The organism is Mesorhizobium sp. LSJC280B00, from assembly GCF_000502835.1.
In the GTDB taxonomy this organism is placed as follows: Bacteria; Pseudomonadota; Alphaproteobacteria; order Rhizobiales; family Rhizobiaceae; genus Mesorhizobium.
Genome location: NZ_AYVL01000044.1, coordinates 1 through 24,421 on the forward strand (window position 1 = coordinate 1; position 24,421 = coordinate 24,421).

General features: G+C 60.7%; 28 protein-coding genes and 2 pseudogenes. 16 read left to right on the forward strand and 14 right to left on the reverse strand.

Annotation, left to right across the window (positions count from 1 at the left end; genetic code table 11):
- From trbL to X773_RS70815, 9 genes are all read right to left on the reverse strand, one after another.
- Positions 1–830, reverse strand: an 830-nt coding sequence (gene trbL, locus X773_RS70770; protein ID WP_023680306.1) for a P-type conjugative transfer protein TrbL, incomplete at its 3' end; no start/stop codon positions are given.
- A 35-nt stretch (positions 831–865) separates the two neighbouring features.
- Positions 866–1,591, reverse strand: coding sequence for a P-type conjugative transfer protein TrbJ (trbJ, locus tag X773_RS70775; protein WP_023680307.1), 726 nt, complete (start codon positions 1,589–1,591; stop codon positions 866–868).
- Entirely contained in the window at positions 1,588–4,038 is a 2,451-nt protein-coding gene (gene trbE / locus X773_RS70780; RefSeq protein ID WP_023680308.1) for a conjugal transfer protein TrbE, read from the reverse strand. Before trbE ends, trbJ begins: the two co-directional genes overlap by 4 nt.
- The gene (locus X773_RS70785) at positions 4,032–4,304 is read right to left on the reverse strand and encodes a VirB3 family type IV secretion system protein (protein WP_023680309.1); all 273 of its coding nucleotides are present in this window, start codon (positions 4,302–4,304) and stop codon (positions 4,032–4,034) included. The genes trbE and X773_RS70785 overlap by 7 nt, the downstream gene beginning before the upstream one ends.
- Positions 4,304–4,612, reverse strand: coding sequence for a TrbC/VirB2 family protein (locus X773_RS70790; RefSeq protein WP_023680310.1), 309 nt, complete (start codon positions 4,610–4,612; stop codon positions 4,304–4,306). The genes X773_RS70785 and X773_RS70790 overlap by 1 nt, the downstream gene beginning before the upstream one ends.
- A gap of 11 nt (positions 4,613–4,623) precedes the next feature.
- On the reverse strand, positions 4,624–5,592 hold the full coding sequence (gene trbB, locus X773_RS70795; RefSeq protein ID WP_023680311.1) for a P-type conjugative transfer ATPase TrbB: 969 nt from the start codon (positions 5,590–5,592) through the stop codon (positions 4,624–4,626).
- Complete coding sequence (locus tag X773_RS70800; RefSeq protein WP_031213042.1) at positions 5,589–6,002, reverse strand: CopG family transcriptional regulator; 414 nt, start codon at positions 6,000–6,002, stop codon at positions 5,589–5,591. The genes trbB and X773_RS70800 overlap by 4 nt, the downstream gene beginning before the upstream one ends.
- A 120-nt stretch (positions 6,003–6,122) precedes the next feature.
- Positions 6,123–8,150: a conjugal transfer protein TraG gene (locus X773_RS70805; RefSeq protein WP_031213044.1), complete on the reverse strand. Its 2,028-nt coding sequence runs from the start codon at positions 8,148–8,150 to the stop codon at positions 6,123–6,125.
- 658 nt (positions 8,151–8,808) lie between these two features.
- Positions 8,809–9,042 carry a hypothetical protein gene (locus X773_RS70815; protein ID WP_156937480.1) on the reverse strand — a complete coding sequence of 78 codons (234 nt, stop codon included), beginning with the start codon at positions 9,040–9,042 and terminating at the stop codon, positions 8,809–8,811.
- Positions 9,043–9,311: 269 nt separating this feature from the next.
- On the opposite strand from X773_RS70815, the gene X773_RS70820 reads away from it, so the two are divergent.
- Entirely contained in the window at positions 9,312–9,530 is a 219-nt protein-coding gene (locus X773_RS70820; RefSeq protein ID WP_051406254.1) for a KTSC domain-containing protein, read from the forward strand.
- A gap of 486 nt (positions 9,531–10,016) precedes the next feature.
- Here the strand turns inward: X773_RS70820 and X773_RS0139855 are convergent, their stop codons facing one another.
- On the reverse strand, positions 10,017–10,319 hold the full coding sequence (locus X773_RS0139855) for a hypothetical protein (RefSeq protein ID WP_031213049.1): 303 nt from the start codon (positions 10,317–10,319) through the stop codon (positions 10,017–10,019).
- A gap of 176 nt (positions 10,320–10,495) precedes the next feature.
- On the opposite strand from X773_RS0139855, the gene X773_RS74020 reads away from it, so the two are divergent.
- Complete coding sequence (locus X773_RS74020) at positions 10,496–10,849, forward strand: hypothetical protein (RefSeq protein WP_023680319.1); 354 nt, start codon at positions 10,496–10,498, stop codon at positions 10,847–10,849.
- A 500-nt stretch (positions 10,850–11,349) separates the two neighbouring features.
- Here X773_RS74020 and X773_RS70830 read toward each other — a convergent pair whose 3' ends face one another.
- Positions 11,350–11,601: a hypothetical protein gene (locus tag X773_RS70830; protein ID WP_210164208.1), complete on the reverse strand. Its 252-nt coding sequence runs from the start codon at positions 11,599–11,601 to the stop codon at positions 11,350–11,352.
- Between the two features lie 390 nt (positions 11,602–11,991).
- Here X773_RS70830 and X773_RS78675 point away from each other — a divergent pair.
- Positions 11,992–12,155, forward strand: a pseudogene (locus X773_RS78675) (diguanylate cyclase); the annotation flags it as partial.
- A 186-nt stretch (positions 12,156–12,341) separates the two neighbouring features.
- Here X773_RS78675 and X773_RS77695 read toward each other — a convergent pair.
- A complete protein-coding gene (locus X773_RS77695; RefSeq protein WP_198023654.1) occupies positions 12,342–12,761 on the reverse strand; it encodes a hypothetical protein in 420 nt (139 codons plus the stop codon).
- A gap of 57 nt (positions 12,762–12,818) precedes the next feature.
- Between X773_RS77695 and X773_RS0139875 the strand changes: the two genes are divergently transcribed.
- The 5 genes and pseudogenes from X773_RS0139875 (at position 12,819) to X773_RS75665 (ending at position 15,640) form a co-directional block, all read left to right on the forward strand.
- Positions 12,819–13,103 (forward strand): DUF982 domain-containing protein, encoded by a 285-nt coding sequence (locus tag X773_RS0139875; protein WP_023680323.1) that lies wholly within the window; start codon positions 12,819–12,821, stop codon positions 13,101–13,103.
- 462 nt (positions 13,104–13,565) lie between these two features.
- A pseudogene (locus tag X773_RS75660) lies at positions 13,566–13,839 on the forward strand (alcohol dehydrogenase catalytic domain-containing protein); the annotation flags it as partial.
- 154 nt (positions 13,840–13,993) lie between these two features.
- Positions 13,994–14,272, forward strand: coding sequence for a hypothetical protein (locus X773_RS79410; RefSeq protein WP_348625955.1), 279 nt, complete (start codon positions 13,994–13,996; stop codon positions 14,270–14,272).
- A 40-nt stretch (positions 14,273–14,312) separates the two neighbouring features.
- A complete protein-coding gene (locus X773_RS79415) occupies positions 14,313–14,570 on the forward strand; it encodes a hypothetical protein (RefSeq protein ID WP_023680327.1) in 258 nt (85 codons plus the stop codon).
- A gap of 306 nt (positions 14,571–14,876) precedes the next feature.
- Positions 14,877–15,640, forward strand: a protein-coding gene (locus X773_RS75665) for an IS5 family transposase (protein WP_156937481.1) whose coding sequence is annotated in 2 segments (ribosomal slippage) — positions 14,877–15,216 and positions 15,216–15,640 — 765 coding nt in all. Because the reading frame shifts where the segments join, the coding sequence is not laid out codon by codon here.
- A gap of 106 nt (positions 15,641–15,746) precedes the next feature.
- Here the strand turns inward: X773_RS75665 and X773_RS70860 are convergent.
- A complete protein-coding gene (locus tag X773_RS70860) occupies positions 15,747–16,604 on the reverse strand; it encodes an alpha/beta hydrolase (protein ID WP_023680331.1) in 858 nt (285 codons plus the stop codon).
- A 253-nt stretch (positions 16,605–16,857) separates the two neighbouring features.
- Between X773_RS70860 and X773_RS70865 the strand changes: the two genes are divergently transcribed.
- From X773_RS70865 to X773_RS70885, 6 genes are all read left to right on the forward strand, one after another.
- Entirely contained in the window at positions 16,858–17,907 is a 1,050-nt protein-coding gene (locus X773_RS70865) for a YihY/virulence factor BrkB family protein (RefSeq protein ID WP_023680332.1), read from the forward strand.
- A 346-nt stretch (positions 17,908–18,253) separates the two neighbouring features.
- Positions 18,254–18,589, forward strand: a complete 336-nt coding sequence (locus X773_RS78690) for an IS110 family transposase (protein WP_245274854.1) — start codon at positions 18,254–18,256, stop codon at positions 18,587–18,589.
- Positions 18,590–18,737: 148 nt separating this feature from the next.
- Positions 18,738–19,085 (forward strand): hypothetical protein, encoded by a 348-nt coding sequence (locus X773_RS70875; RefSeq protein WP_156937482.1) that lies wholly within the window; start codon positions 18,738–18,740, stop codon positions 19,083–19,085.
- Between the two features lie 4 nt (positions 19,086–19,089).
- A complete protein-coding gene (locus X773_RS70880) occupies positions 19,090–19,485 on the forward strand; it encodes a phage holin family protein (RefSeq protein WP_084641792.1) in 396 nt (131 codons plus the stop codon).
- Positions 19,482–20,366 (forward strand): hypothetical protein, encoded by an 885-nt coding sequence (locus X773_RS0139890; protein ID WP_031213062.1) that lies wholly within the window; start codon positions 19,482–19,484, stop codon positions 20,364–20,366. The genes X773_RS70880 and X773_RS0139890 overlap by 4 nt, the downstream gene beginning before the upstream one ends.
- The gene (locus tag X773_RS70885) at positions 20,363–21,127 is read left to right on the forward strand and encodes a hypothetical protein (protein ID WP_023680337.1); all 765 of its coding nucleotides are present in this window, start codon (positions 20,363–20,365) and stop codon (positions 21,125–21,127) included. Before X773_RS0139890 ends, X773_RS70885 begins: the two co-directional genes overlap by 4 nt.
- A 735-nt stretch (positions 21,128–21,862) precedes the next feature.
- Here X773_RS70885 and X773_RS70890 read toward each other — a convergent pair.
- Positions 21,863–22,372 (reverse strand): DUF892 family protein, encoded by a 510-nt coding sequence (locus tag X773_RS70890; RefSeq protein WP_023680338.1) that lies wholly within the window; start codon positions 22,370–22,372, stop codon positions 21,863–21,865.
- Between the two features lie 144 nt (positions 22,373–22,516).
- On the opposite strand from X773_RS70890, the gene X773_RS70895 reads away from it, so the two are divergent.
- Both X773_RS70895 and X773_RS76955 read left to right on the forward strand, forming a co-directional pair.
- Positions 22,517–22,708, forward strand: a complete 192-nt coding sequence (locus X773_RS70895; RefSeq protein ID WP_023680339.1) for a hypothetical protein — start codon at positions 22,517–22,519, stop codon at positions 22,706–22,708.
- 304 nt (positions 22,709–23,012) lie between these two features.
- A complete protein-coding gene (locus X773_RS76955) occupies positions 23,013–23,390 on the forward strand; it encodes a hypothetical protein (RefSeq protein WP_156937483.1) in 378 nt (125 codons plus the stop codon).
- Positions 23,391–24,421: the final 1,031 nt, after the last annotated feature.

Here is a 24,421-nt window from a genome sequence, read left to right on the forward strand (position 1 = left end):
GTTCCGAGTGCGGCTCCCGCGCCAAGCTGCGGCGCGCCGGAAACAAGACCCGAGGCAATTCCCGGTCCGAAAATGCCGAGCCCAAGCAGCGCCAACGCGCCCAGTACCTGTGACATGGCCGCGGCCAAGTCCGGCTCCTTGCCTTGCAGGGCGGAAGCGAACTCGCCGAAGAGCGTGGAGCCGATGCCGACGATGACGGCAAGCACCATCACCTTAATGCCCGACGAGATCACATTGCCGAGCACGCGCTCGGCCAGAAACGCCGAGCGGTTCCAGAGCGCGAAGGGCACCAGAACAAAGCCGGCCAATGTGGTGAGTTTGAACTCCAGGATGGTGATGAAAAGCTGGATGGAAAGGATGAAGAAGGCGATGAGGACCAGGAACCAGGCGAGAAGCAGCACGAAGATGGTCAGCGCGTTGCCAAAGATCTCGGGGAAGCCGACTAGCCGGCTCGCTTGATTGAGCAGCGGCCAGGCGCCCTCGAAGCCGGCCGCGGCAATGCGGCCTGGCCGCAGGAGACTGTCGGCGGACAAATTGCCGGACGAAGCGTTGATGCCGAGCCCGGCAAAGGAGCGGTAGATAATGTCGGCAAGGCTTCTGAAATTGTTCAGGATGAATGCGAAGGCGCCGACATAGAGCACCTTTCGGACGAGCCGACCTAGAATATTGGGTTCGCCGCCGAACGCCCAGACCAGGCCCGCCAGCGTGATGTCAATGCCGATCAGGATGGTAGTGAGAAAGGCGACGTCGCCCGAAAGCAGACCGAACCCGCTGTCGATATAGCGGATGAAGGTCTGCATAAAGCGATCGATGACGCCGAGGTCATTCATGTCGCCGTCTTCCTCGTTGTCTTGAAGACTGCTGATCAGTTGCCGGGATAGGCCGTACCGGTGCCCAGGAAACGCTTCGTCGTCTCGCGGGCGGCTTCCTCAGACTGCGCCTTGCGGGCAGCATCTTCGGCTTCAGCCCGGAACTGGGTCGCGAGCAGCGTCTGGATCTGCATCTGCTGCTTGGTCGAAAGCGCGATCAGCTGATTGGTGGCCTGGCTTGCCTCAAGGGCACCTGCCGCGCCCTGACTGCGGTTGATGAGATCGGTAAGCAGGTCGCCGTCGGCCCGCACGTTCTCCACGATCTGCGACTGCGCGCTCATGGTTTGGCGGAACGCCTGCATGGCGTTTTGCCAGCGCTCGCGCGCGGCGCTCGCCACATCGTTGACCTCGATTGTGGCGTCGTAGCTTTCCGGATATTGCACACGCCACTGGTTCTGAAGCTTGTCGAGATCGAAGCTCAGGCCGCTGGCCTGGGTCATCAGGCCGTCGATCCGTTGGAGCGAACCTGTGAGCTGGCCGACGGAAGAAAAATCCAGGCGCTGAAGGTTGCGCGCCATGTTCTGCAGCATCGTCGCCTGGTTCTGAAGCGACTGGATCTGGTTGTTTATCTGCTCCAGGGAACGTGCCGCTGTCAGCACGTTCTGCGCATAATTCGACGGATCGAACACGATTAGGGCGTGGGCCGGCTGGACGTAGTCGGCCATCGGTTTTGCGATTAGGGAAACGGTGATCAGGCTGGTGAGAAGGCGGCGCCGCATCATGACGATTGCTCCTTGTCTGGTTGAGGGAATTGCTGGAGAAGCTCGGCAGCCCAATCGAGGCCGCGCGCACTCAGGAACCGGGAAGCAAAGCTGTCCTGCCCGTGCTCTGACAGGACGCTGTCGATCAAAGCTTGCGTGGCCGGATCAGAGGCGCCGCAGAGCGCAAGAGCGATCGGGCCGAGCCCGAGCTCGAAGAGGCGGTTGCCGCGGCGCGACTGCAGATAATACTGGCGCTTCGGTGTGGCACGGGCGACCAATTCGATTTGCCGCTCGTTCAGGCCGAAGCACTCATAGGCTGCCCGCACCTGCGGTTCCACGGCACGGTCATTGGGAAGAAAAATGCGCTGTGGGCAGCTCTCGATGATTGCCGGCGCGATCGACGAGGCAGCGATGTCTGCAAGTGACTGCGTGGCGAAAATGACGGAGACGTTCTTCTTTCGCAGCACCTTCAGCCATTCGCGGATGCGGGCGGCAAAGAGAGGGTTGTCGAGATAGACCCACGCCTCGTCGAGCATCAGCAGCGTCGGCCGTCCGTCGAACCGCTCCTCGAGACGATGGAACAGATAGGTGAGCACCGGGAGCACAGCGCCTTGGCTGTGCATCAGCTCTTCGGTCTCGAAACACTGCACATCCGACAAAGCCAGCCGATCTTCATCGGCATCGAGCAGCCGGCCGAAGGGACCGTCGAGCGTGTAGGGCATCAACGCGGCCTTGAGCCCATTGGACTGAAGCAGAACCGACAGGCCCGTCAGCGTGCGTTCCTGCACCGGCGCAGTCGCAAGGCTGATGAGTGCCGACCAGATCGCCTCCTTTACCTCCGGCGTAACGCTGACATTCTCATGGGCAACGAGGCCGGCGATCCATTCCGCCGCCCAGCTGCGAGTAGTCTGGTCGCCGATATTGCTCAGTGGCTGGAAGGCAAGCGCACCATCCGCGCCCAGCGCGTGGTGTTCTCCGCCCATGGCCAGTGTTGCCGCACGAGCCGAATTGCCCTTGTCGAAGACATAGACCTGCGCCCCGGCATAGCGTCGAAACTGCAGAGCGACTAGCGCGAGCAGAACCGACTTGCCGGCACCGGTCGGCCCAACGACCAGCATGTGGCCGACATCGCCGATGTGGGTGGAAAGCCGAAACGGTGTCGACCCGTTGGTCTCTGCGAAGAGAAGCGGCGGGGATTCGGTCCCAGTCACGTTGGCGAGATGCTCGTTGTCCACCGGACCGGCCCACGCCGACGACAGCGGCATGACATGGGCAAGATTCAGCGTGTGAACGAGCGGCTGGCGAACGTTAGCGTAGACATGACCGGGCAACGAGCCGAGCCACGCCTCGACCGCGTTGATGCTTTCACGGATCGTGGTGAAGCCGAGCCCATTGACTATGCGCTCAACCGCTCGGAGCTTTTCCGCGGCGGCCTGCCGGTCCTGGTCCCATACCGTCACCGTTGTGGTGAGATAGCCGAAGCCGACGTGATCGCCGCCCAATGCCTGAAGGGCGGCATCCGCATCGAGCGCCTTGTTGTCGGCGTCACTATCGACGAGAGGGACGGGTTCGTTGGTCACGACCTCGCGCAGGATAGCTGCGACCGATTTGCGCTTGGCAAACCACTGACGGCGCAACCGGGTCAGTGTCTTTGTGGCTTCCGTCTTGTCGAGCGGGATGAAGCGCGTCATCCAGCGGTAGGCGAAATCCTGATGGTTGAGCGCGTCGAGGATCCCTGGCCGGGTGACGTTCGGGAAACCAAGAACGGTGAGGGTGCACAGATGCTGCTCACCCAGCATCGGCTCCAGGCCGCCGGTAAGCGGCGCGTCAACCAGAACACCGTCGAGATACATTGGCGTTTCCGGCATGGCGACCGGATGGCGGTAGGTCGAGATTGTGCCGTGCAGATAGGTTAGCGTCTCGGCATCATCGAGGGCGCGCACTTCCGGCATGAAGCCGGACAGCAAATCCAGGACGCGGTCGGTCTCGTCGCGAAACCACGCCAGCTCCTGGCGCCAGTCTCTAGCCCCTCCCGAGTGATGCGAGTCGACCAGTGCGCTTTCCGCCCGCGCCTGGCCATCTGGCGCCGGCATGAAGACCAAGGTCAGATGATAGCGACTCTCGAAGTGCGCGACCTTGCCCTCGAAGGCCGCGCGCCGTTCCTCATCGACCAGCCATGAGGCAGCATCGGGAAAAGCCGAGCTCGGATAGCCCAGCGCTTCAACGCGCTCGGCCTCGAAAAACAACCCCCATCCGGAGCCCAACCTTCGTAGCGCATTGTTAGCTCGTGCGCAGATGCCGACCAACTCGGCTTCGGTCGCGCTTTCAAGGTCGGGGCCACGGAACCGGAAGGTTCGCTGGAAGCTACTGTCTTTATTGAGCACGATGCCGGGCGCGACCAAAGCGGCCCAGGGCAGATGATCGGCAAGCCGATCGGCTTTGCCGCGATACTCCGAAAGGTTCAGCATGCAAGCCACCCCTTCAGGCGAAGATGACGGACAAGCACGCTGGCGAAGTCCGGATCGCGGCGAGCGGCAAAGACCGCGAGGGTGTGGCCGGCGATCCAGAGCGCCAGTCCGGCGATCCACTGCTGCAGGCCAAGGCCTATTGCCGCGGCCACCGTGCCGTTGAGGATCGCCACCGCTCGCGGCGCGCCGCCCAGCAGGATCGGCTCAGTCAATGCCCTGTGAACGGGGACTTCGAAACCCTCGATATGCTGCTCTCCGGTGGCCATCAGACGAGTGCCCCGCCGCCGAAGGAGAAGAAGGAGAGAAAGAAGCTCGATGCCGCGAAGGCGATCGACAGGCCGAAGACAATCTGGATCAGCCGGCGAAAACCGCCTGCCGTGTCGCCGAAAGCAAGGGTCAGGCCGGTGGTGATGATGATGATCACCGCGACGATCTTGGCGACCGGTCCCTGGACCGACTCAAGGATCTGCTGCAGCGGCTGTTCCCAAGGCATGCCGGAGCCCGCTGCGTGGGCCGGGACGGTGAGAAGAAACGCGAGCGCGGTGGACGAAAGGAAGCGAAGCTTCTTGAGCATGAGGTGACCTTTCAAAACTGCTGGAGTTGCGGAAGCGTGAGCGGGGTAACGGCGTAATCACCGCTGCTGTCGAGACCGGTGACCTCAGCGATCGCGTCAATGCGGCGCGAGGATCCGCGCCCAGCGATGAAGACGATCAGATCTACCGCATCAGCGATGAGGCGGCGGGGAACGGTGACGACGGCTTCCTGGGCGAGCTGCTCGATACGGTAGAGAGCGGAGCGCGCCGAATTGGCGTGAACCGTTGCGATGCCGCCGGGATGCCCGGTGTTCCATGCCTTCAGCATGTCCAGGGCTTCCGCGCCCCTGACTTCGCCCACGATGATGCGGTCGGGTCTGAGCCGCAGGGTCGAGCGCACGAGATCGGCGAGCGTGACCGACCCCCGCCTCGTCCTCAAGGCAACGCAATCCTTCGCCGCGCATTGCAGTTCGCGCGTGTCCTCGATCAGGATCACCCGCTCGTCGCAATCGGCGGCTTGTGCCAGCAGCGCATTGGCAAGTGTTGTCTTGCCCGACGACGTGCCGCCGGCGACCAGGATGTTGCGCCGCTCGCGGACCGCCTTCTTCAGCGCATCGGCCTGCAGCGGCAGCATGACCCGGTCGGCGACATAGTCGGCCAACGTGTAGAGTTTCGCCGCAGGCTTTCGGATGGCGAAGCATGGCCCCAGCACGACAGGCGGCAGCAGACCCTCGAAGCGCTCGCCCGATGGCAATTCGGCGCTGACAATCGGATTGTCCGCATGCGCCTCGGCGCGCACGTGGGAGGCGACCAGGCGGATGATGCGTTCGGCCTCAGAAGGATGCATGTGCACGCCGGTGTCGACCCGGCCTTCACCCAACCGGTCGAGCCGCAGCGCACCGTCGGGATTGACCATCACCTCAATGACGGTCGGATCGGCAAGGGCTTCGGTGATCGCCGGACCCATGGCGGTGCGCAGCATGGCGCGGCGGCGATGGTCGGCTTCCGGATGAGAACTCATCCTTCCCCTCCCCTGCGATCGTCGGTGCCAAGTGACCGTTTCCCGGAAGCGATTTGGCGGCCGACTTGTTCGACGAACTTCTCGAAGCGCTCCTGGGCAATCGCTTGCGTCGCCTTGTCCGGCACCGGCGTGTGAGCATGAAGCGTGATCGAAAAGCGGATGAAGAGCGCCAGGCTCTCCAGGATCATCTCGACATCGCGCCTGACATGTCCGAGGTCACGGGAAAGACGGTCGAGCCTCTTGCCGTAGCGGTGGTCGAGTTCATTCTCCCCACGCCGCTCGATAACGGCCTCGACCGCGTGCGCCACAATGGCCGATTTGGTGGTCGATGGATTGCGGCTGAGGTTCTCCAGCTTCTCGCTCAACTCGGGTCCAAGCAAAAACTGATGACGAATGCGGTGGGGCTTCATGCTGCTTGTTCCCTCTGACCGGCGCTGATGCACCGGCGACGGGAACGAGCATCGTCGAGATCCTCGAAATCGCTTACGGCCGTTATCTACGCTGAGATGCGCCCGCGTATGGCGCGCCGTTCAGAAGCCGGGCACGATGTCCTTGTCGTCGCCCATTCCCTCATTGAGGCCGTACGCACGTGCTGCGGTGGAAATCCGATCCATGACGCGCTTGTCGGCGAGCGTCTCGCAGTCATCGTCTGCGGGCGTGAACAGATCGCCATGATCAGGCTCCTGGGCGACGAGGGTCCGTTCTTCGGGCAGGCCCGGATGGCGCTGCTGCTGGACACCTCCGTCTTCGATTGCCGCGCCGGCACTGTCGTCGTCGCCAACAAGACGCCGATCCACGCCGCGCACCTGTCCGCTCCAATCGTCCGGGCGCGACGTGGGCCGATCCGGGTAGGCACCGTCGCGCAGCACCGGCGAAGGCAGCACTCGCTCCGTGAAATTCGGATCCTGGTAATAACGCAACTTCTTGGCGCGAATCGGCGGCAATCCCGAAACCAGGATTAGTTCGTCAGCCTGCGGCAACTGCATCACCTCACCCGGCGTCAGCAGGGGGCGAGCGGTCTCTTGGCGGCTTACCATGACGTGGGACAACCAGGGCGCCAACCGATGGCCGGCATAGTTACGCATCGATCTGAGTTCCGTCGCGGTACCGAGCGCGTCCGAGATGCGTTTGGCCGTGCGCTCGTCATTTGAGGAAAAGGCAATCCGCACATGGCAATTGTCGAGAATGGCGTTGTTCTCGCCATAGGCCTTGGAGATTTGGTTCAACGATTGCGCTATCAGATAAGCGCGGATGCCGTAGCCTGCCATGAAGGCGAGCGCAGTCTCGAAGAAGTCGAGCCGACCGAGCGCCGGAAATTCATCCAGCATCATCAGGAGCTGATGCTTGCGGCTCTTCTTTGGATCGCCCTCCAGGCGCTCGGTCAGCCGCCGGCCGATTTGATTGAGCACCAATCGCACCAGGGGCTTAGTACGCGAGATATCCGACGGCGGCACGACCAGATACAGCGACATCGGTCGCTCGGCATCCACAAGGTCGGCAATGCGCCAGTCGCAGGCCGATGTTGCCGCGGCCACCGTTGGATCACGATAGAGCCCGAGAAACGACATGGCGGTCGAGAGAACGCCTGAGCGCTCGTTCTCTGACTTGTTCAGCACCTCACGAGCCGCCGAGGCCACGACCGGATGGACCTGGGGCTTGTCCACCGTGCCGAGGTGGTTGGTGGTCATCATCCGCTGCAGTGTCGCAGCGAATGAGCGTTGCGGGTCCGACAGGAAGGTGGCGACACGGGCGAGTGTCTTTTCCTCTTCGGCGTAGAGCACGTGCAAGATGGCGCCAACTAGAAGTGAATGACTGGTCTTCTCCCAATGGTTCCGCCGCTCCAGCGCGCCTTCCGGATCGACGAGAATGTCGGCGATGTTCTGAACGTCGCGGACCTCATCCGGACCTTTGCGCACTTCCAGCAGCGGGTTGTACCGCGCCGATCTCGGATCGGTCGGATTGAACAAGAGACAGTGCGAGAACTTCGACCTCCAGCCAGAGGTCAGCTGCCAGTTCTCGCCTTTGATGTCGTGAATGACGGCCGAGCCGGTCCAGGAAAGAAGGGTTGGAACAACGAGTCCGACGCCCTTGCCCGAACGTGTCGGCGCAAAGGCCATGACGTGTTCCGGTCCGTCATGGCGCAGATAGCGATAATTCAGTCCGCCAAGGAAAACGCCGGCCGGCTGAAACAGCCCCGCCTTCTCGATCTCCAGCTTCATGGCCCATCGTGAGGACCCATAGGTGGTGACCAACCCCCGCTGCCGTGCGCGCCAGAGGGACCCAGCTATCGCGGCGGCACAGCCCAGGAACCCGCTGGCTCCGGCAAGTATGCCAGCCTTGTCGAAGACTTCAGGCGCATAGGCGTCAAATTGGAACCACCATTCGAACAGTTTCCACGGCTGGTAGATCGGCCAGCCGACTGTCACAAACCATGGCGCGCCGAGTGGCGGCTGATAGGAGAGCATGTAGGCGCACCATTGGGTTGCAGTCCACACGCCAAGAATGACAATTGCGAATACGACAGCGATCTGCCCAATCAGCAACTTCGTGGGTGTCAATGGCTTGCTCCGCTCTTCTGGGCAGACGGACCAAACATCGCGCCGAGCGATGAGAATTCGAACGGCCTCTACGTGCGACCAGGTGCGATGACAAGGTTGATAGGCATTGTTCACCTGCGAAAGCGAAAATCCGCCGCAGCAACCTGTCGGCGGTGCCAGGTACGCGGTTGGTCGCAGAAATGTTGGCTTCTGTGCAGGCACATTAGATGTGCTGACAGACAAACCTCAGACAAGTCCGGAAGATATGCCCGCCTATCATTGGAGCCGACGCGTTTGTGGGGGTAGCGAGGAAGATTCTGGCCGGCGATGGATGGCGGATCCACACTGCCTTTTTACGCGCTTCGAAGCACGAAGCGTGAACCATTTGTGCCTCGATCTTGGTTCGGTCTCGGCTTGCAGGAGGTCGATTGACGAACGCCAGCCTGGTCGTACGCGGAGTTCGTGAGAAAGCTTAACCTCAGCGACATCGACATCGAAAATGCGATCACCGAGCGAAAGGTGAAATGTCGCTCCGCTGACGCTTCAAAGCCAAGCCCGCGCGCCTCACCGATAAGAGCTTTAGCTATCGCGTTGGCGGCATCGTCGCGGTGCTTTCGGGACATCGAATAGGCCCACCCGCGGCGCTCGCACTCGATCTCGGCGCGGGTTTTCCCTTGTCTCATCGCCCTGTCAGCGCGTTGCAAATGAGGGAAACCAAGCTGTCGCGCGCTCGCTTGTGAAGCGCGCCTTTCGGCTGCCATGCAAGGAAATCATCAACGCTCATCCAATCAACCGGGTTTGTGTCGGCGTCTGGCTGGCTGAATTCCACATACAGATGCAGTTCGTCCGGCACGAAGACGACCCTCCACGATCCTTTGATATCGTTGGCAAGGTTGTAGGCGATGGCGGTCATGGCGATCCACTCCTTCGCCTGGAGCGTGCCTATCTCACGGGAAAATTCCATCGCCAGAAGTTGGTATTGACGCTCGCGCTTTCTCAGAAATCCAACGTCCGCATGATGCCGAAAGGTGCAGCTAGCTTTTTTGTATCCTGGTTGGAACACGGGACCGCCGCGCAAGTTCGGTGCACGCAGCCATTCCTCCCCTCCAGGTATTGCTGCAGATCGGTATCCCGATCGGCCCGCGCTCCCCGCAAGGGCGCGGGCCTCGGCCTGTGGTGCTCATGCCATCTACTTCGATCCGCAAGATGGAATATGATCTGGATAGAAGCACCCTCTCCGTGTGGTTCGTCGCCAGCGGCAAGCGGTACGAGTTTGAGGGGGTACCGCCGGAAACCTTTGCCGCGTTCCGGGCCGCGTTCGCCAAGGGCCGCTATTTCAACGACCATATCCGCAACAATTTCCGCTACCGTCTGGTTGCGAGCGATAGCGACCCGGGATGACCTGACCTGCCGGCGGCTCAATCGTCCTGTCGCTCCAACCGGCGGTTGGTGGACGCGTTGCCGCCGTTGCGCTTAGGGTTGGTTACGGTCCGCGCTCACTTGGCAAGCCCAACCCCCCGCATCCCCCCGCCTGGTGCAAAGCGTTTGATCGATCCCGCCGTTCTGGCAGTGCGGCGGGACTTTTTTGCGGTCCAGGTGGAACATCGGCGCGCGGGGAAGGCGCGGTGCACGCAGCACCCTTTTCTCATCCAACGTACGTCGGTGGCGCGCTGAAGTGTCTTAACGTCGGTCTGCCGCCGGAGCTCAACTAGCTATTGCTCGACCGGAAGCGGCTCGTGCCGCGGCTCAGCGTGGTGGAACACCTGTCCAAGATCGCGCGCGTCGAACGTTTGGCCGCAGACTGGGCAGTAGACCAAGTGCTTCGACTCGTCCTCTACCGGCCCGTCATGCGGCCTGCCCTCATAGCCTGTCGCGATGTTGTCGGTTCTAATCCGGGGCAACGACAAGTGCCTTCCGTTGTTTTGGCGGCCGATATTTCTCCATTAGCCGGACCTTGTCACGGTCGACCGTGACCAGCGGCCCGAGATCGACCGTCACGGTGTCCTCGTCGATGCGCATGACCTCGCCTTTCAGGTCGATTTGCTGGCCTCGGTTCACCTTGGTGTGGTCGATGATGGAATGTGGGAAGTCGTAACCTGGGATAGAGACGCTTACGCGGTCATCTGTTATCCGCCTTCGAACCGTGGCAGTAATCGCCACCTGGTCACCAATGCCTATTCCCCGAGCCATGCCATGGATTCTGGTGCGGGCAGTGTCTTCTTCAAGAGGTTTCTAATATACGCCCGCCATCCTAAGGCTGACCTACGACCAGAGTTACAAAAGTTGAACTTCATCGGGGAACACTCCTTCTGTCTGCCTGTTCAATTTGCCAGGCGCATCCCGCGCATTCAGACAGGAGAAAGAAGATGAAACGCATCCTTTTGGCTTCGGCCGTGCTGGCGGTGTCGGCCGGGCTTTCCTTTGCCCAGACGACCAGCGGAACTTCGAGCGGAACCTCGACGAGCGGAACCTCGACCACGACCACCATGCCCAGCACGACGGATCAGGGCACCGGCACGACGAGCAGCGGGACCAACATGTCCGGCGATCAAGGCACCGACACGACCACCACCAGCGGCACCACAAATCCGAACTCGGCCAGAGACTGCGCGCCCGGCCAGCAGACTGGCAGCGCTCAGCAGGCGGCGCCAGGTCAGCAGGACACGGCAGCCAACACCGCCGCGCCAGGCCAGGTCAAAAAGACCGACGAAGGTTGCTGATTGGCACATCGGCTCAGGTTGCAATCACCAGCGTGTGGCTGGCTGATCTCCCCCGACCACCGCCTGAACTCAACTCGGCTGGCGAGCAAGTTCCCGCCAGCNGGTTGGAATCACCAGCGTGTGGCTGGCTGATCTCCCCCGACCACCGCCTGAACTCAACTCGGCTGGCGAGCAAGTTCCCGCCAGCTCAACGTTCTGATGCTGAAAATACTGGACCAGATCTATGCGTTCTCACCGTGGCGCCAGCGAAGCGACGACACCGGGGCGGGACAGGCGAGGCCGCTACAGCTCCAGGCTTGTCTTCCCGGTGCGCACGGCGTCGACGACTTCGCGCATCGAGTCGAGGACGAGCTGGCCGACGATCCGCATGCGGATCAGCAACTCAGGGTCGATCGAGGGCCGGCCGATCGGGCAGGCCGCACCCTAATACCCAAGCGGAAAGGCCACGCCCACGCCTGGACACGGCCAGTGTATAGCGGCGGGCTGCTTGCCAATGAGCTCTAGTGATGTCGAGCGCCCGCTGCGCCGATGAGCGTGGAGGCCACGAACAGGCGTATCAAAGGTCTGGCCTGATCGCGCCGGTTGATGATGCGGATAAAGGCCTGGTGGCCAGGCATCAGCGGCTCGGCCGCCGCCACGATCTCGGCCTGCTGCCACTTGTAGAAGGGCGCCAGATACTGGCGGATGGCCTTGAGCGTAGCGTCATGCTGGAGCGCCAACGGATCGGGATCGATGCCGCCAAAAGGCGACAAGACCAAGTACCCAGGACGGAAGCCAACAGCGATGGGGAAGCGCGACAAGATCGTGAAGTTGGATGCCGAGGGCATGACCAGAACAGCGATAGCCAAAGGAACTGGGGGTCAGTGAGCGGAGCGTTTATCGGGCGCTTCATGGGGTGAGCGCCGATAGGTGACCACTAGGACTACGAGGCGAATTAGGGCCCCACCAGACTATGAAACGCTCCTCTCCCAAGCTGACCCGCGCTCTTCCGTATCTTGACCCTCAGCTTCAGACGCCTGTCGAGGAAGTGTTCGACGCTGGCCATCACCCGTGCGCCCGCACGCTCGCTGCGAACATAGAGGGCAGTCGTCGGCGTAGCGAACGAAGCAGTGCTTGCGTCGCTCCAGTTCCTTGTCGAGTTCGTCCAGCATTCCGACTTTGAAACATGGCTGATTTCCACACAGTCGCGGCGGGGCAAGACCGGCTTTTAAGCTTTGAGACGGATCTCATGGATGGTCGCTGGCTCTGGATGACGGAAGCGGATCAAAACGACGGCTGGATGCTCTGCATAGCCAACGAGATCACAATCTGCGGCTTCGGAAGCGAGGCTAGTCTCCATGACGTCAGGGCACGCCGCCGCTTCCGGTCTGCCAGCCTGGCGCATGTGTCAACAGTTCCGAGCCGAAGCACTGCACCGCCCTCCCAGCCAAAGAAAGTTGGCTCGCCCGACTGGCAGAAGAAGGCCTCGATGCTTCGCGCCTTCGCGGGGCCGTCAGCCAGACCATCGCCGGTGGGCCGCCGAAGGAACGTGGCATCCTTGCCGCGCTGCGCCGATCCCGCTGCCGGAGCCGATCTCCAGGTCAAGATCTGATGCGACATCTGCTCGATACAAACCGCCTCGGAGCCCCTGCTCTAAAGGACGGCCCAACGAAACGACCATAATCTTTTCATCTCCTCCCTCACAGCCGTCGAATTCGTCGCGGTGTGCTTGAGAAGCCGTCGGCAAGCGGCGTGACGAGCTCGAAAAATAGTTCGCGGCGTCGGACGGTGCACAGATGCTTTTTGCCGGCCGGGTCCTGTTGTACGACGAGAGGATGGTCCGGCTAGGCAAAGTGCCGGGCCCAAGGAGAGCCAGCTCAGCCTCAATCGCATCGGCCAGCGATTCTTTGAATTCGCGGTAATCCACATTCATGCAACCACTGCCCTTGTCTTCGCGTTTAGCTGCGTTCAATCGTGGGGAGCGACAAGAATGCGGGCCTTCAGTCCAATTACAATCTGCCTCAATCGCAACCTGACGGTGGTCGCGTCCATAGCCGACGCAATGAAGGTGCTTCAGCAACCATGGCCTAGAATGGGAAAGCCGGGGCGGCTCAACGCGATCCGAATGGTCGAGGAGTCCCTCGCCGGGCATTGCAGCCAGCAAGCTGCGCTCGAGGCCTTCAAGGCGGCCGCGGCTGAACAGGGACTCCTTAGAACAAGAGGGACCACCGCAGGTCTGGGGAAAATTGCGCGGATGGTTGAAGATTTGATGTGAGGTCATGCCGGCCTCGCTAACACTGAAGAGCCGCCCCACTTGAAGCCGAAATACTGCCTTCTCCCGCGGCAGCCGAAACGCCTCAAAACGGGCTATTAGCCTGGACGTGAGAAGGCCCTGGCTGCACAGTCTAAATGAGATCGACTGGTCGTCGTAGGGCCCGTCGAAGTCAACGGGCTGGACCAAGCGTGTCAAAGACACGACTGGCGAAGAGATCGTGCCCAGCAGAGCGTGAGGGATCGCGATGCCAAGACCGATGCCGTCGAGCCGAGACACTCGCGGTCGAAGAGACCACGGAGAATCATCTGCTCATCAAGCCCAGTTCTCCGCGCAATCCTGATCGCGATTTTTGATAAGGTGCAGCCGCACTGTTTGGCCAGCGCAGAAATTCACCGTCGGATAAGTGGGTCCTGGCTGTCCCGGACGCGAAGACAGCCGAGCGTCCGTGCGAAGCGCCGCGAGATTTTTGAACAAAAGCGCGAGCTCTCTACGCTTGCCGAGGGCTTCAGGCGGAAAGCGTCTCCTGGCGATATCCGCTGCGATGAAGTCGCCGACCCGAAGGTTCTTCATCCGACTGACCCATCATCCAGCTCTCGGCGACCTGCATTTGCGGCTCGGACCTGTGGCCGTATAGGGGGATCCAGAATGTCGAAGCCCCATGCACATGGGTCAAGAATACTGCGGCATCGTCATCGAGGTCGGCACCGAAATCAGGACGGTTCGTCCCGGCCAGTTCGCTGGCGGAGAGTTGGCTTTCGAGTTTGCTGAGGCCGAGTGAGACGGCGCAAGCCATTGCCGAGAACTTGATGTTTTCTGAGTTCGCTCTGCACTGGGGTCATACACCTTGATATGGTCTTATGTCCTTAGTCCTAGGACAGAGGACACACCGCATGAATGGGATGAAAAGTCAGGATGTCGTGGTGCTTCTGAAGCTCGTGAGCTTGCAGGAGCAGGAGGGGCAAGTTGGCTCCGGGGAGCTTCATTGGAGCTTCTCGGGCGAGGCCCCGTACTCAGTTCGCGGCCTGGAATCGCTACTCGGGATCAGCAAAACGAGATTGACGCTTCCATCAAGCGAAGCCTCTCGTCGGGACTCGCCATCAAAGATCGAGATACGGGCCGAGCCAATCCCCATCGCCGCAATCTACACAATTTTATCGTCCACGGACTGAAATTTGTGTTCCCCGCAAGGCGGGCGGCATCACGCGCGGCATGCCGACGGCCTTTGCCGCGCCAATGCTAAAAGGACTGCTGATAAGCGGCGGTGAGTACATCCACATCTGGCCGTTTGCGGAAGGCCGGGATATGGGGCAATCGATCGAGCCCTTGTTCAAGAGCGTGCCTGAAGCTGTTCCGAAAGATGAGCGGCTGGACGAATATCTTGCGCTTGTCGATGCCATCCGGCTCGGAAACCAGCGGGAGGCGGGCCTTGCCGGTGAGCGGCTTTCTGAAAGGCTTCTGAAGAAATGACTACCATCAGAGGCCAGCTGCTCCACATGCTACAGATAGTAGCCGAGGCGCTGGGAAGCGACTTTCGGGAGCGTCTGATATTTGTGGGCGGATGCGCGACCGCTCTTTTCATCACCGACGAAGTCACGCTTGGGGATGTCAGGGCGACGGACGATGTCGATCTCATTGTCGATCTACTCCGCAAAGCGCGGTGTTGGTCGGAGATAATAGAACCTTATACCGCAATCCAACTTAGCTAGGGTCAGGACCCATTAATTTGTTGAGTTGATCTCTGTTGGGTGATTCAAGGTGGCAGGAGGTGCCGCCTTGAGTGATTTGCTGATGTTGACGCCGGAGCAGATGCGCCGGATCGAGCCCTATTTTCCTTTGTCGCATGGTGTGCCGCGTGTAGATGACCGCCGGGTGCTGAGCGGCATCCTGTTCGTGATCCGCAATGGTCTTCGCTGGCGAGATGTCCCTTCCGACTACGGTCCGCACAAGACTATCTACAACCGCTTCATCCGCTGGAGTCGGCTGGGTGTGTTCAACCGCATCCTGGCGGAACTGGCCGCGCAGGGCGGCGAAACGGACAATCTGATGATCGATGCCACCCATCTCAAAGCGCATCGCACTGCCGCCAGCCTCCTTAAAAAGGGGCTCTATCCCGATGTATCGGACGCAGCCGAGGCGGACTGACCACCAAGCTGCAAGTGGTCTGTGACGGCAAGGGACGTCCGCGGCTGCTGCATCTGAGCGAAGGGCAGGCCAATGATCACAAGACTGCTGCGGCAGTGATCGAGGATTTGCCCGCCGCCAAATCCCTGCTCGCCGATCGGGCCTACAGTTCAGCGGCCTTCCGCCAGGCGCTCGTCGAGCGCGGTATCACGCCATGCATCCCACCCCATGCCAAGCATCGTGTTCAGCACAGCTACGATCCTGTCCTATACCGACAACGCCACAGGATCGAGAACATGTTCGCACGCCTCAAAGACTGGCGACGCATCCACACCAGATACGACCGATGTGCTCACACCTTCCTGTCGGCGATCGCCTTCGCTGCAGCCTTCATCTTCTGGATCAATGAGTCCTGACCCTAGTTGTAATGTCCCCTCCTCTTTTGCAGCAGCCAGGAATGCCCTGCAGGCCTCCTCCGGCTCCATCTGACGCTGCCCCCAGTTTCTATCCATTTTGAGTTCCTCAGCCCTCCAGGAACGCCAGAAGCGCCGCATTCACCGCGTTGCTCTCTTCGCGTTGAACCCAATGCGTCCCCTCCTCGAAAGTCTGCAGGCGGCCATCGTCGCAAAGGGCGAGACTGCGCTTGGCCAGCCCGGATTCCAGAGACTGGTCCTGCATCCCCCACATAACAAGAGTGGGCGTCGTGATCCGCTCCTTCAGGCTCGGGCGAAAGCGCAAGGCGCGATACCAGTTGAGCATGCTGGTCAGCGCCCCCGGCCGCTCCCAAGCCTGCCGATATTCTGCAATCTCCTCTTCTTCGAAGGCGCCTTCCCGGCTGGATGTCCTGAGTGCTCGTGCGAGCAAGGCCGAGCGGCGCCCACCCAAAACGGCTTCGGGCAGCAAGGGGCTCTGGAAGAAAACCGCGTAGCTGCTCCGCAGAAACTGCGTCGGAGATCGCAGGACATGGGTAAACAGCACCTCGGGATGGGGCGCATTCAGGATGACGAGCTTGTCCAGGCGATGAGGCAACTTTGCCCCGGCGGCCCAAGCGACGATGCCGCCCCAGTCATGGCCGGCGAGGTGAAACCTTCCGATGCCGAGCGCGTCGGCCAGGGCGAAGACATCGCCGAGCAGCTTGGGGAGCGTGTACTCGCGGATGCCCTCTGGCTTGTCGCTGGTGTTGTAGCCCCTCTGGTCGGGAACGATGACCCGATATCCGGCGGAAGCGAGCGTACCGATCTGCCGTCTCCACCCGATCCAGAAGTCCGGGAAGCCGTGCAGGAGCATGACCGGCTTACCCAGAGCAGGCCCGGCCTGAACGACGTGAAGCCGAATGCTTCCGGCGTTGACGAACTGATGTTCAGGCGCCAGCGAGATCATGGCTGGTAACGTGGGTGTCGTTAAACTGATCCAGCGCAATGAGGATTTAGATCAGGCTGCGTCGTCCCGACAACATGCACGCTCAGCCGTCGCATCCCCCGCCAGATGAGCATGGGAGCCGAAGGGCCAAGTGGGGATGGCGCAGGTGTTGCTGCAGGCGGCGGATGTTTATTTGTAAGCGCAGGTCTGCACCTGCATCCTTTGGCGCTATTATACGTTTGCCCCGCGAAGAAGATGCTCCGGACCGGCGGCCATGTCGAAGAAAACAACCGAGGACGCTTACGAAGGTCAAGTGCAACTTGAGCGGCGGGCCGAACGGGAGAGCCGCGGACGCAATGCCGAATGGCCGTCAGAGATTCCCAGCCGCGGCTGGAAGGACGTGCTGTGGCGGGTCTTTGCTGAGGTAACCGAGGACCGTGTTATGCTGATCGCGGCGGGGGCTGCATTCTATCTGCTTCTTGCCCTCTTTCCAGCGCTTGCCGCGTTCGTGTCCATCTATGGTTTCGTCGCCGATCCTCAGACCATCGCTGAGCACATTGCGTTCCTTGGCGGCGTACTGCCTTCGGGAGGTCTGGATATTATCAGATCTCAGCTTGCGTCCTTGGCCGCTCAGAAGGCTGGCGCGCTCAGCTTCGGCTTCATCTTCGGCCTTGCCGTCGCACTGTGGAGCGCCAGTAACGGCATAAAGACGCTATTCGAAGCCATGAACATCGCCTACGAGGAGAGTGAAAAGCGCGGCTTCATCCACCTGAATCTCCTGGCCTTGGGCTTCACACTTGGCGCCATCCTCATTGGTATCGGCTTTATCATCTCGGTGGGGATTGTGCCGGCCATGCTTGTGCTGCTGAACCTCGGCGGCTGGACCGAAGCCCTTGTGCGGATCTTTCGGTGGCCGATGATGCTGATCATGGTGGGCGTCGGGATCACGCTGATTTACCGCTACGGACCCAGCCGGGAAAGGGCAAAGTGGCAATGGGCGACATGGGGCGCCTTCCTCGCCGCTGTGGTCTGGATCGCAGTCTCGATAGGCTTCTCCTATTATCTTGAAAACTTCGCCAACTACAACGCCACGTATGGAGCTCTTGGGGCAGTCATCGGCTTGATGATGTGGACTTGGATTTCTGTGATTATCCTGGTTGTAGGTGCGGAGCTGAATTCCGAAATGGAGCATCAGACAGCGATGGACACCACCACAGGTGCGCAGCAGCCGATGGGTGCGCGAGGTGCCACGGTCGCCGACACACTGGGCGGATCGGCCGATGCCGCCGACCAGCAGTCGCGTTTGGACGAGCGCAACGCGTAGCGCGCAGATCACTTTGCACGCCATCGTCAAGCGGCTGCAGCCGAGCGTGAGCAACGGCTCAAGGCGCTGGTCGCCCGGCTTGCCCAGCTGACTGGCGATCTCACCATCCAGAAGCAACGCAAAAGCATCGTCGCCGATGCCGAAACCTCGCCAGCCTCGACGAGGTCATTGTTCTGCTCAAGCGTCAGAGCCGACGACTTGAAGGGCGAGATCGCCTCGCTAATCGACGACGATCCGCTGTGGGCCTGTCTCGATCAGGTCTTCGGTTCGGTCAAGGGCCCCGCGTACTCCTGATGGCCGAGTTGTCCGAGATTGACACCTTTCCAATAAGGCCATCGCCAAACTCGTGGGCTTGGCGCCGATCGCCAATGACAGCGGCAGACGCAGCGGTCGAAGACCGGTGCGCGGCGGCCGTAAAGGTCCGCGCTCCATCCTCTTCCTCATCGCGCTCACCGTCGCCAGATATGATCCCCCCGCGCCTTCAGACAGGAAAGGAAAAGATGACTATTCGCATTGCGCCCGCCCGCAAGCTACCCATCATTCCCAATGCAAAAGCACGCGATGCGCGCCACGAGTTCGCAAACGCAACTTGACACCCCAGATAGTCACTCATTGGGAACCAACGGGCCTTACCTCCGTTTGCTCCTCGAATGGAGGAAACCATGAACAACCGGAATTCTGAACGGCGTCCCCCGACTGCGGTAAGAGCTGTTGACGGTACCTCGGAAGACATAGGAGCGACCGTAAGCGGCACGTTATCCAAAGCGTCCGAAATAGCGCAAGGGGCAGCGGAAACCGCCAAACGGGCGGCCGTTGGTGGCGCGTCCACCGTGACCAATCAGGTGAAGGAGATGTTGGACCGTCAGGTCGGCAGCGGCGCCGAGGTGATTGGCCAACTGGCGAGTTCGACCAAGCGTGCGGCCGAGGACCTCGACGCAAACGCACCGATAGTCGCTGGGGTCGTGCGCACCTTCGCGAATAGGCTTGATGGATACGCAGACGACCTGCGAGACAGGTCCGTCGATCAGCTGGTTCTTGCAGCGTCCGATTTGGCGAGGCGCAAGCCGGGTTTGGTGTTTGGGCTGGCCGCCGTAGCGGGCTTTTTGACGTTCCGCACACTGAAGAGCGCGCCTCCCGCACCAGAGTCCATCAAGGGAAGGCGGCAGGGAGCGAACTGATCTGATGGCACAGGAACAACTGAAGAATTCGCCTCTCCCTCAAGCACTGTCGGCAGTGTTGGCGGACGTCGCGGACCTCTTTCAAAAAGAGTTGCGCCTGGCGCATGCGGAGCTGTCCGCCAACGTCTCAACGAAGCTCCAAGCAGGTGTGTGGATGTCTGCTGCTGGCGTGCTGGGAGTGGTCGCCGCTCTGCTTCTAGTGCAAGCCCTCGTACTTGGAATAGCCAGCTTAGGGATGGCCCTGCACTGGTCGTGTCTGATCGTCGCGGCCGCAACGGCCCTCGCCGGTGCTTTCGCCTACTATCGGGGCCGCGCTGATGCGCAAAAAGAACTTCTGCCGACACACTCCATAAGCCAAATAAAGCAGGATATTGCGACAACCAAGGAGCAATTAACATGAGCCGCAATTCACAGGTCCAGGATTTTGGAACGAAAGAATGGCTTCTCAGCTCCGCTAGGAACAATCCCGAAGGCCTTCTGCTCGTCGCAGCAGGGTGCGCGCTGCTAATGCGCAGCCGCAGTTCAAGTGCCGGGCATCGCGAGCAATCCCGTGCAACCGGCGGGCGCCAAAATGCTCCGCACGTACGCACCGCCAGCGGCGGGGCGTCCAAAGCGCAGGAAGAGGCTAGCGAGACAGCAGAGGCCATGCGCGACAATTTAGCCGGCATTGGGGAGAAGGTGAGTGAAACCGCAGGTCAGTACGCATCATCCGCCGCGTCATACGCAGAACAGGCCGGTCGCTCCGTATCCGAGAAGTCAGGGCGCGTGGTGCAGCAAGCCCAATCATCGTTCCAAGACACGATTGGCCGCATGGTGGAAGAACAGCCATTGGCTTTTGTTCTGGCCGGCTTCGCAGCCGGTGCCGCTATAGCTGCTGCTTTGCCGGCCAGCGATGTCGAGAGGCGCACGCTCGGCCCAGCAGGAGAGCGATTGACGGATGCTGCTGAAAAAGCTGGGGACCGCTTGAAGTCCTCGACAGCAAAGGCGGGCGAACGGCTCAAAAGCGCCGCCGAGGAACATGGGCTGAATTCGGACGGCCTCAAGGAGGTCGCAAGGGACGTTGCGGGCGCCTTTGGAAGCGCCTTGTCAGAAGAGCAATCAAGTGAACCCGTGCAGCCGCCTTCGCCAAGCCCAAGGGGATCGAGCGGTTCATCCACTCCGGCCGCCAAGCTGCAACCGGGCAGCGCCACCCCTTCGGAAGGAATAACGGCCAAATCGCAGCGGTCGGGCAACGCTCGGTCGAGCAAACCTGCCCGCCCCGGTGGCAAGAGAGATTTATGATGGCCGATCCGCAACTTGAGCATCTTGAATACGAAGTTGAGGCTGCCCGGGCTAAGCTCGCCGAGGACTTGTCGACACTTCGGTCGCCAAACACGCTCTCCGAATTTACCGATGATTTGAAACACGAAGCGCTTGAGGCAAAGGATGCCCTGGTGGAGAAAGCAAGAGCCTCAATGCAATCGGTGGCGCAGGCGATTATTGACGATCTCAAGGCCAAGGCGGCTGCCAATCCGAGCGCTGCTTTGGCGATTGGGGCCGGTTTGGGGTGGCGTTTCCTCCGCCATCCGCCGATCGCAACCGCACTCGTCGGAGCGGGATTGATCAGCTTGTTGCGGACCAATTCAGCCCGGCCACCCGGCGAGCAGCAGGTTGATCACCTATCGTACGCCAAGGAGCGCCTGAAGGAGCAATCTAGCGATTTGGCGGAAAGCGTCAGTGATTTCGCTCTTGAAACGGCTGGCAAAATAAAACGGGAAGCTGCCGAGTTGACCGGCGTGGCCAAGGAAACTGTTAAAGAGAAGACAGAACGTCTGGCTGCGGGTATCCGCCATAGCGGCGTTGGGCCGCACCAGGGCGAGACTGTCGCAAAAGCATCCGCACCCTTCGATGAAGCTTCGTTAGCTGTTCAAGACGCATCGGGCAATGAGCATACCGAGGACAATTTCCTTCTGGCGGCGGCGGGTTTGGCAGTCGCCGCGGCTGTCGGCTTTGCCTATCAACGACGTCTGAATGAGCAGATGGACACCGACCGAACTGGATGAGCGTAGACAGAGGTCATTGCAGAGAAACAGTCGTCCTGAAGGCAAATATGATGCCGCGCTGACATTTATCGAGTCCCGACGAGTTCAGCCAGGGATTGCATATTCTGGAACCACGGACGGCGCGATGACGATGCGCACGGCGGAGAAGATCGGACAAAGCGGTCAACCCCTTCGAGCATGATGATCGTCGGCCGGTCGGTCACGGCCTTCAGCGAAACCGCCAGCGACCGGCTGAAGCGGAATTCACCCCGAAAACCGTGCAAGTGCTGCCGACCCCATAACGTGAGCGCAACGGCGCGCTCTGTCCGCTGTCAGGACGAACTTTCTCCGATCCGGCTTGGCGCTGCCGGTGCCCGCGCACGCAACTGCTCAGTCATCTGGGGCGTTCTCGGGCATTCCGCTATCGCGACCTCGTTTCGAACGTTTTAACACGCCCACTCGAGCTTGATCTCGCCGAGCGCTGCGCTAGCCCTTCCGATCTGGCTATTGCCAATGCGTATTTGACCAGGCTTGCGCAGGCGAACGCTTCGACTCGACCAGGCTTGCGCAGGCGAACGCTTCGACTCTCTAAGTGACGACGCCGCAATATTAGCATCGCTCGTCGTTGCAATTTCTCGAAATGCGCAACTCGACGACCGCCTGCTAGGCGTGTTCGTTGCCCAGCGTTCACGAAGGGGGACGCGCTAGCGGACGAATCCCGATCACCCAGTTTACGGTTACTGCGTTCCTACCCGATCACCGCTTGGCGCTGTCCCTGTCCGCTTCGGCCCGCGCAAGGAACTGCTCGGTCGTGGAGGGAAGACGGGATTTCAGCCAATCGGCCATCGCGACTTCCTCTTGCAGGTTCTCTTCGCAAGCCCGAAGAACCTCGGTTTCGCCGAGCGATCGAGCGGCGGCAATCAGGATCGTGTAGGAGGCGATTTCCATGTGCTCGAACGTGTAGCTCGCGAGCGATCCTTTCATCACCTCGTCTCCAGCGAAGACGCCGCTCAGCGATTGCGCCATCGCCGTCAGCTTGCCGCCAGCATCCTTCATCATGGATGAACCCTCGTCCATCTGATCGAGACAAGTCTTCAGCCGGGCAGCCTGCTGCTTGGTCTCGTCGAGGTGCTGTCGGATCCGGTCGCTCAGTTCGGGATAATTCTCGATACGGCTCAACTGCCCGTTCAACATCGTTTCGGCCTGCTCTTCCATGGCATGGGCATCTCTAAGCCATTGGACAAACCATTCGCGGCTTTCTGACATGTCGAATCTCCTTTGCGATCTAAGGAAACTTTCAGAAGAGGACATTGTTCCGGAGTAGAGCCCGCCGAACGGGCCTTGACCGTCGCCGAGGACCAGTGTCGTGGCGGGTCTCAATTCACCTCGCGAAAAATCCTGCAGCGATGCGTGGAAAAGGCCAAGATCGCGGAAGATCGGCGCAAGGAAAACGGCCCGTGGACGCTCGCCGCTGCGCCGCTCCATCACAAAGTCCAACTGGCACTGGCCGCTTCCTGGCCATCCGACGCGGCGACATACGGCGACATATTGAAGGTCCCGCATGGCATACTGCGACCGCTGCATGTCGTTCCTGGCAAGTAAGAACGGCAAGCAGATGAAGCTACCAGCGCTCGGCGAAGCTGAAGTGGATTCTCGACGAGGCGCTGATCGCGGCCGCTGGCGCTCCGCATTGAGCCTTGTGCCTCACCGCGCCACCGCAGTCACAAGGAACGCGACGGCCTCTCCGCTCGTTGATTGCTTTTCGACTCGAGCCGCCGTCATGAGGTTTCTAATATACGCCGGCCATCCTAAGGCTGACCTACGGCCAGAGTTACAAAAGTTGAACTTCATCGGGGAACACTCCTTCTGTCTGCCTGTTCAATTTGCCAGGCGCATCNGAAAGAAGATGAAACGCATCCTTTTGGCTTCGGCCGTGCTGGCGGTGTCGGCCGGGCTTTCCTTTGCCCAGGCGACCAGCGGAACGTCGAGCGGAACTTCGAGCGGAACTTCGAGCGGAACCTCGACGAGCGGAACCTCGACCACGACAACCATACCCAGCACGACGGATCACGGCACCGGCACGACGAGCAGCGGCACCAACATGTCCGGCGATCAGGGCACCGACACGACCACCACCAGCGGCACCACGAATCCGAACTCGGCCAGGGACTGTGCGCCCGGCCAGCAGACTGGCAGCGCTCAGCAGGCGGCGCCTGGTCAGCAGGACACGACAGCCAACACCGCCGCGCCGGGCCAGGTGAAAAAGACCGACGAAGGTTGCTGATTGGCACATCGGCTCAGGTTGGAATCACCAGCGTGTGGCTGGCTGATCTCCCCCGACCACCGCCTGAACTCAACTCGGCTGGCGAGCAAGTNCAGCGTGTGGCTGGCTGATCTCCCCCGACCACCGCCTGAACTCAACTCGGCTGGCGAGCAAGTTCCCGCCAGCCGAGCATCAGTTCAGGAACCTTTGCGCTTGCTTGTGCTTTCAGTGGGGCACGCGTGGTTTCTTTTGCTTTCGGTCAGATAGATATCCGTCTGCTCGCGCATCTTGCCTGAAGGGAGCTGCGGTCGCGCTCAGAGGAGAGCCGCGCTGTATTGCCGATAGCGCTAGAGCGATTCGAAGCCCTACGGAACCGGCAGTTGGACTGACACCAAGTTGGCTCCGAGAGCGTTGGGAACAGCCTTGCACGGCACGTTGCTCAGTTTGGACCTTCGCAAAGGATGCATGGAATGGCGAAAGACGTTTCTCGCGAGGAAGAGCAACGCGGCACCGGAAAGGTCCTCATCTGGGGCGCCGCGATCGCCCTCGTTCTCTTTGTTGCCCTGCTGGCCATATTCGTTCTGGGGTAGTCCTGATTGCTGCAGCAGGATCAAACTTGGGTGCACGAGGTTGTGAGCCTAGAGAGCTGCAGAGCCTACTTGGATCTTGAGCACCGTGGGGTTGAATGCAAGCTCCCGTGTGGTGCAAGTGACTGCTAGGCTTTCGTGGTTTTTGGTGTCCTCTTCGGTTTAGATGCCGCGGCCGACGTCACAGCAAGTGCGGCCTTCAGGCGCTGCTCCCGAAGCCGCGGTCTTTGCGTCTCGTGCCGCACGCTCAATGTCGGTCAATCCTCGTGCAGCATCCGAGGTGCGCTCGTCTCTGGCTTGTCTTTCTTTCTCGGTAGGCAAATTCCTACACTCCGATGTGCCAGCACAGTCGGCTGTCGGCACCCAACCACGGTCGCCATATCGTATTCCAACGATAGTGTGCTGAAGGTTCTGCAAAAAGTTTTGGAGAGAGAACGGCGCTTGCTCTGAGGGGCGAGCGGCCAT

Coding starts and splice junctions, on each gene's coding strand:
- X773_RS70800 (WP_031213042.1), bottom strand. CDS start 6,002: ATGAAGCCCCACCGCATTCGTCATCAGTTTTTGCTTGGACCCGAGTTG.
- X773_RS0139855 (WP_031213049.1), bottom strand. CDS start 10,319: ATGGCTCGGGGAATAGGCATTGGTGACCAGGTGGCGATTACTGCCACG.
- X773_RS76955 (WP_156937483.1), top strand. CDS start 23,013: ATGAAACGCATCCTTTTGGCTTCGGCCGTGCTGGCGGTGTCGGCCGGG.
- X773_RS70880 (WP_084641792.1), top strand. CDS start 19,090: ATGGCACAGGAACAACTGAAGAATTCGCCTCTCCCTCAAGCACTGTCG.
- X773_RS70890 (WP_023680338.1), bottom strand. CDS start 22,372: ATGTCAGAAAGCCGCGAATGGTTTGTCCAATGGCTTAGAGATGCCCAT.
- X773_RS70820 (WP_051406254.1), top strand. CDS start 9,312: ATGCCATCTACTTCGATCCGCAAGATGGAATATGATCTGGATAGAAGC.
- X773_RS0139875 (WP_023680323.1), top strand. CDS start 12,819: ATGCGGGCCTTCAGTCCAATTACAATCTGCCTCAATCGCAACCTGACG.
- trbJ (WP_023680307.1), bottom strand. CDS start 1,591: ATGATGCGGCGCCGCCTTCTCACCAGCCTGATCACCGTTTCCCTAATC.
- X773_RS70790 (WP_023680310.1), bottom strand. CDS start 4,612: ATGCTCAAGAAGCTTCGCTTCCTTTCGTCCACCGCGCTCGCGTTTCTT.
- trbB (WP_023680311.1), bottom strand. CDS start 5,592: ATGAGTTCTCATCCGGAAGCCGACCATCGCCGCCGCGCCATGCTGCGC.
- X773_RS79415 (WP_023680327.1), top strand. CDS start 14,313: ATGCCGACGGCCTTTGCCGCGCCAATGCTAAAAGGACTGCTGATAAGC.
- X773_RS0139890 (WP_031213062.1), top strand. CDS start 19,482: ATGAGCCGCAATTCACAGGTCCAGGATTTTGGAACGAAAGAATGGCTT.
- X773_RS70785 (WP_023680309.1), bottom strand. CDS start 4,304: ATGGCCACCGGAGAGCAGCATATCGAGGGTTTCGAAGTCCCCGTTCAC.
- X773_RS79410 (WP_348625955.1), top strand. CDS start 13,994: ATGAATGGGATGAAAAGTCAGGATGTCGTGGTGCTTCTGAAGCTCGTG.
- X773_RS70815 (WP_156937480.1), bottom strand. CDS start 9,042: ATGACCGCCATCGCCTACAACCTTGCCAACGATATCAAAGGATCGTGG.
- X773_RS77695 (WP_198023654.1), bottom strand. CDS start 12,761: ATGAATGTGGATTACCGCGAATTCAAAGAATCGCTGGCCGATGCGATT.
- X773_RS70860 (WP_023680331.1), bottom strand. CDS start 16,604: ATGATCTCGCTGGCGCCTGAACATCAGTTCGTCAACGCCGGAAGCATT.
- X773_RS70865 (WP_023680332.1), top strand. CDS start 16,858: ATGTCGAAGAAAACAACCGAGGACGCTTACGAAGGTCAAGTGCAACTT.
- X773_RS70885 (WP_023680337.1), top strand. CDS start 20,363: ATGATGGCCGATCCGCAACTTGAGCATCTTGAATACGAAGTTGAGGCT.
- X773_RS74020 (WP_023680319.1), top strand. CDS start 10,496: ATGAAACGCATCCTTTTGGCTTCGGCCGTGCTGGCGGTGTCGGCCGGG.
- trbE (WP_023680308.1), bottom strand. CDS start 4,038: ATGCTGAACCTTTCGGAGTATCGCGGCAAAGCCGATCGGCTTGCCGAT.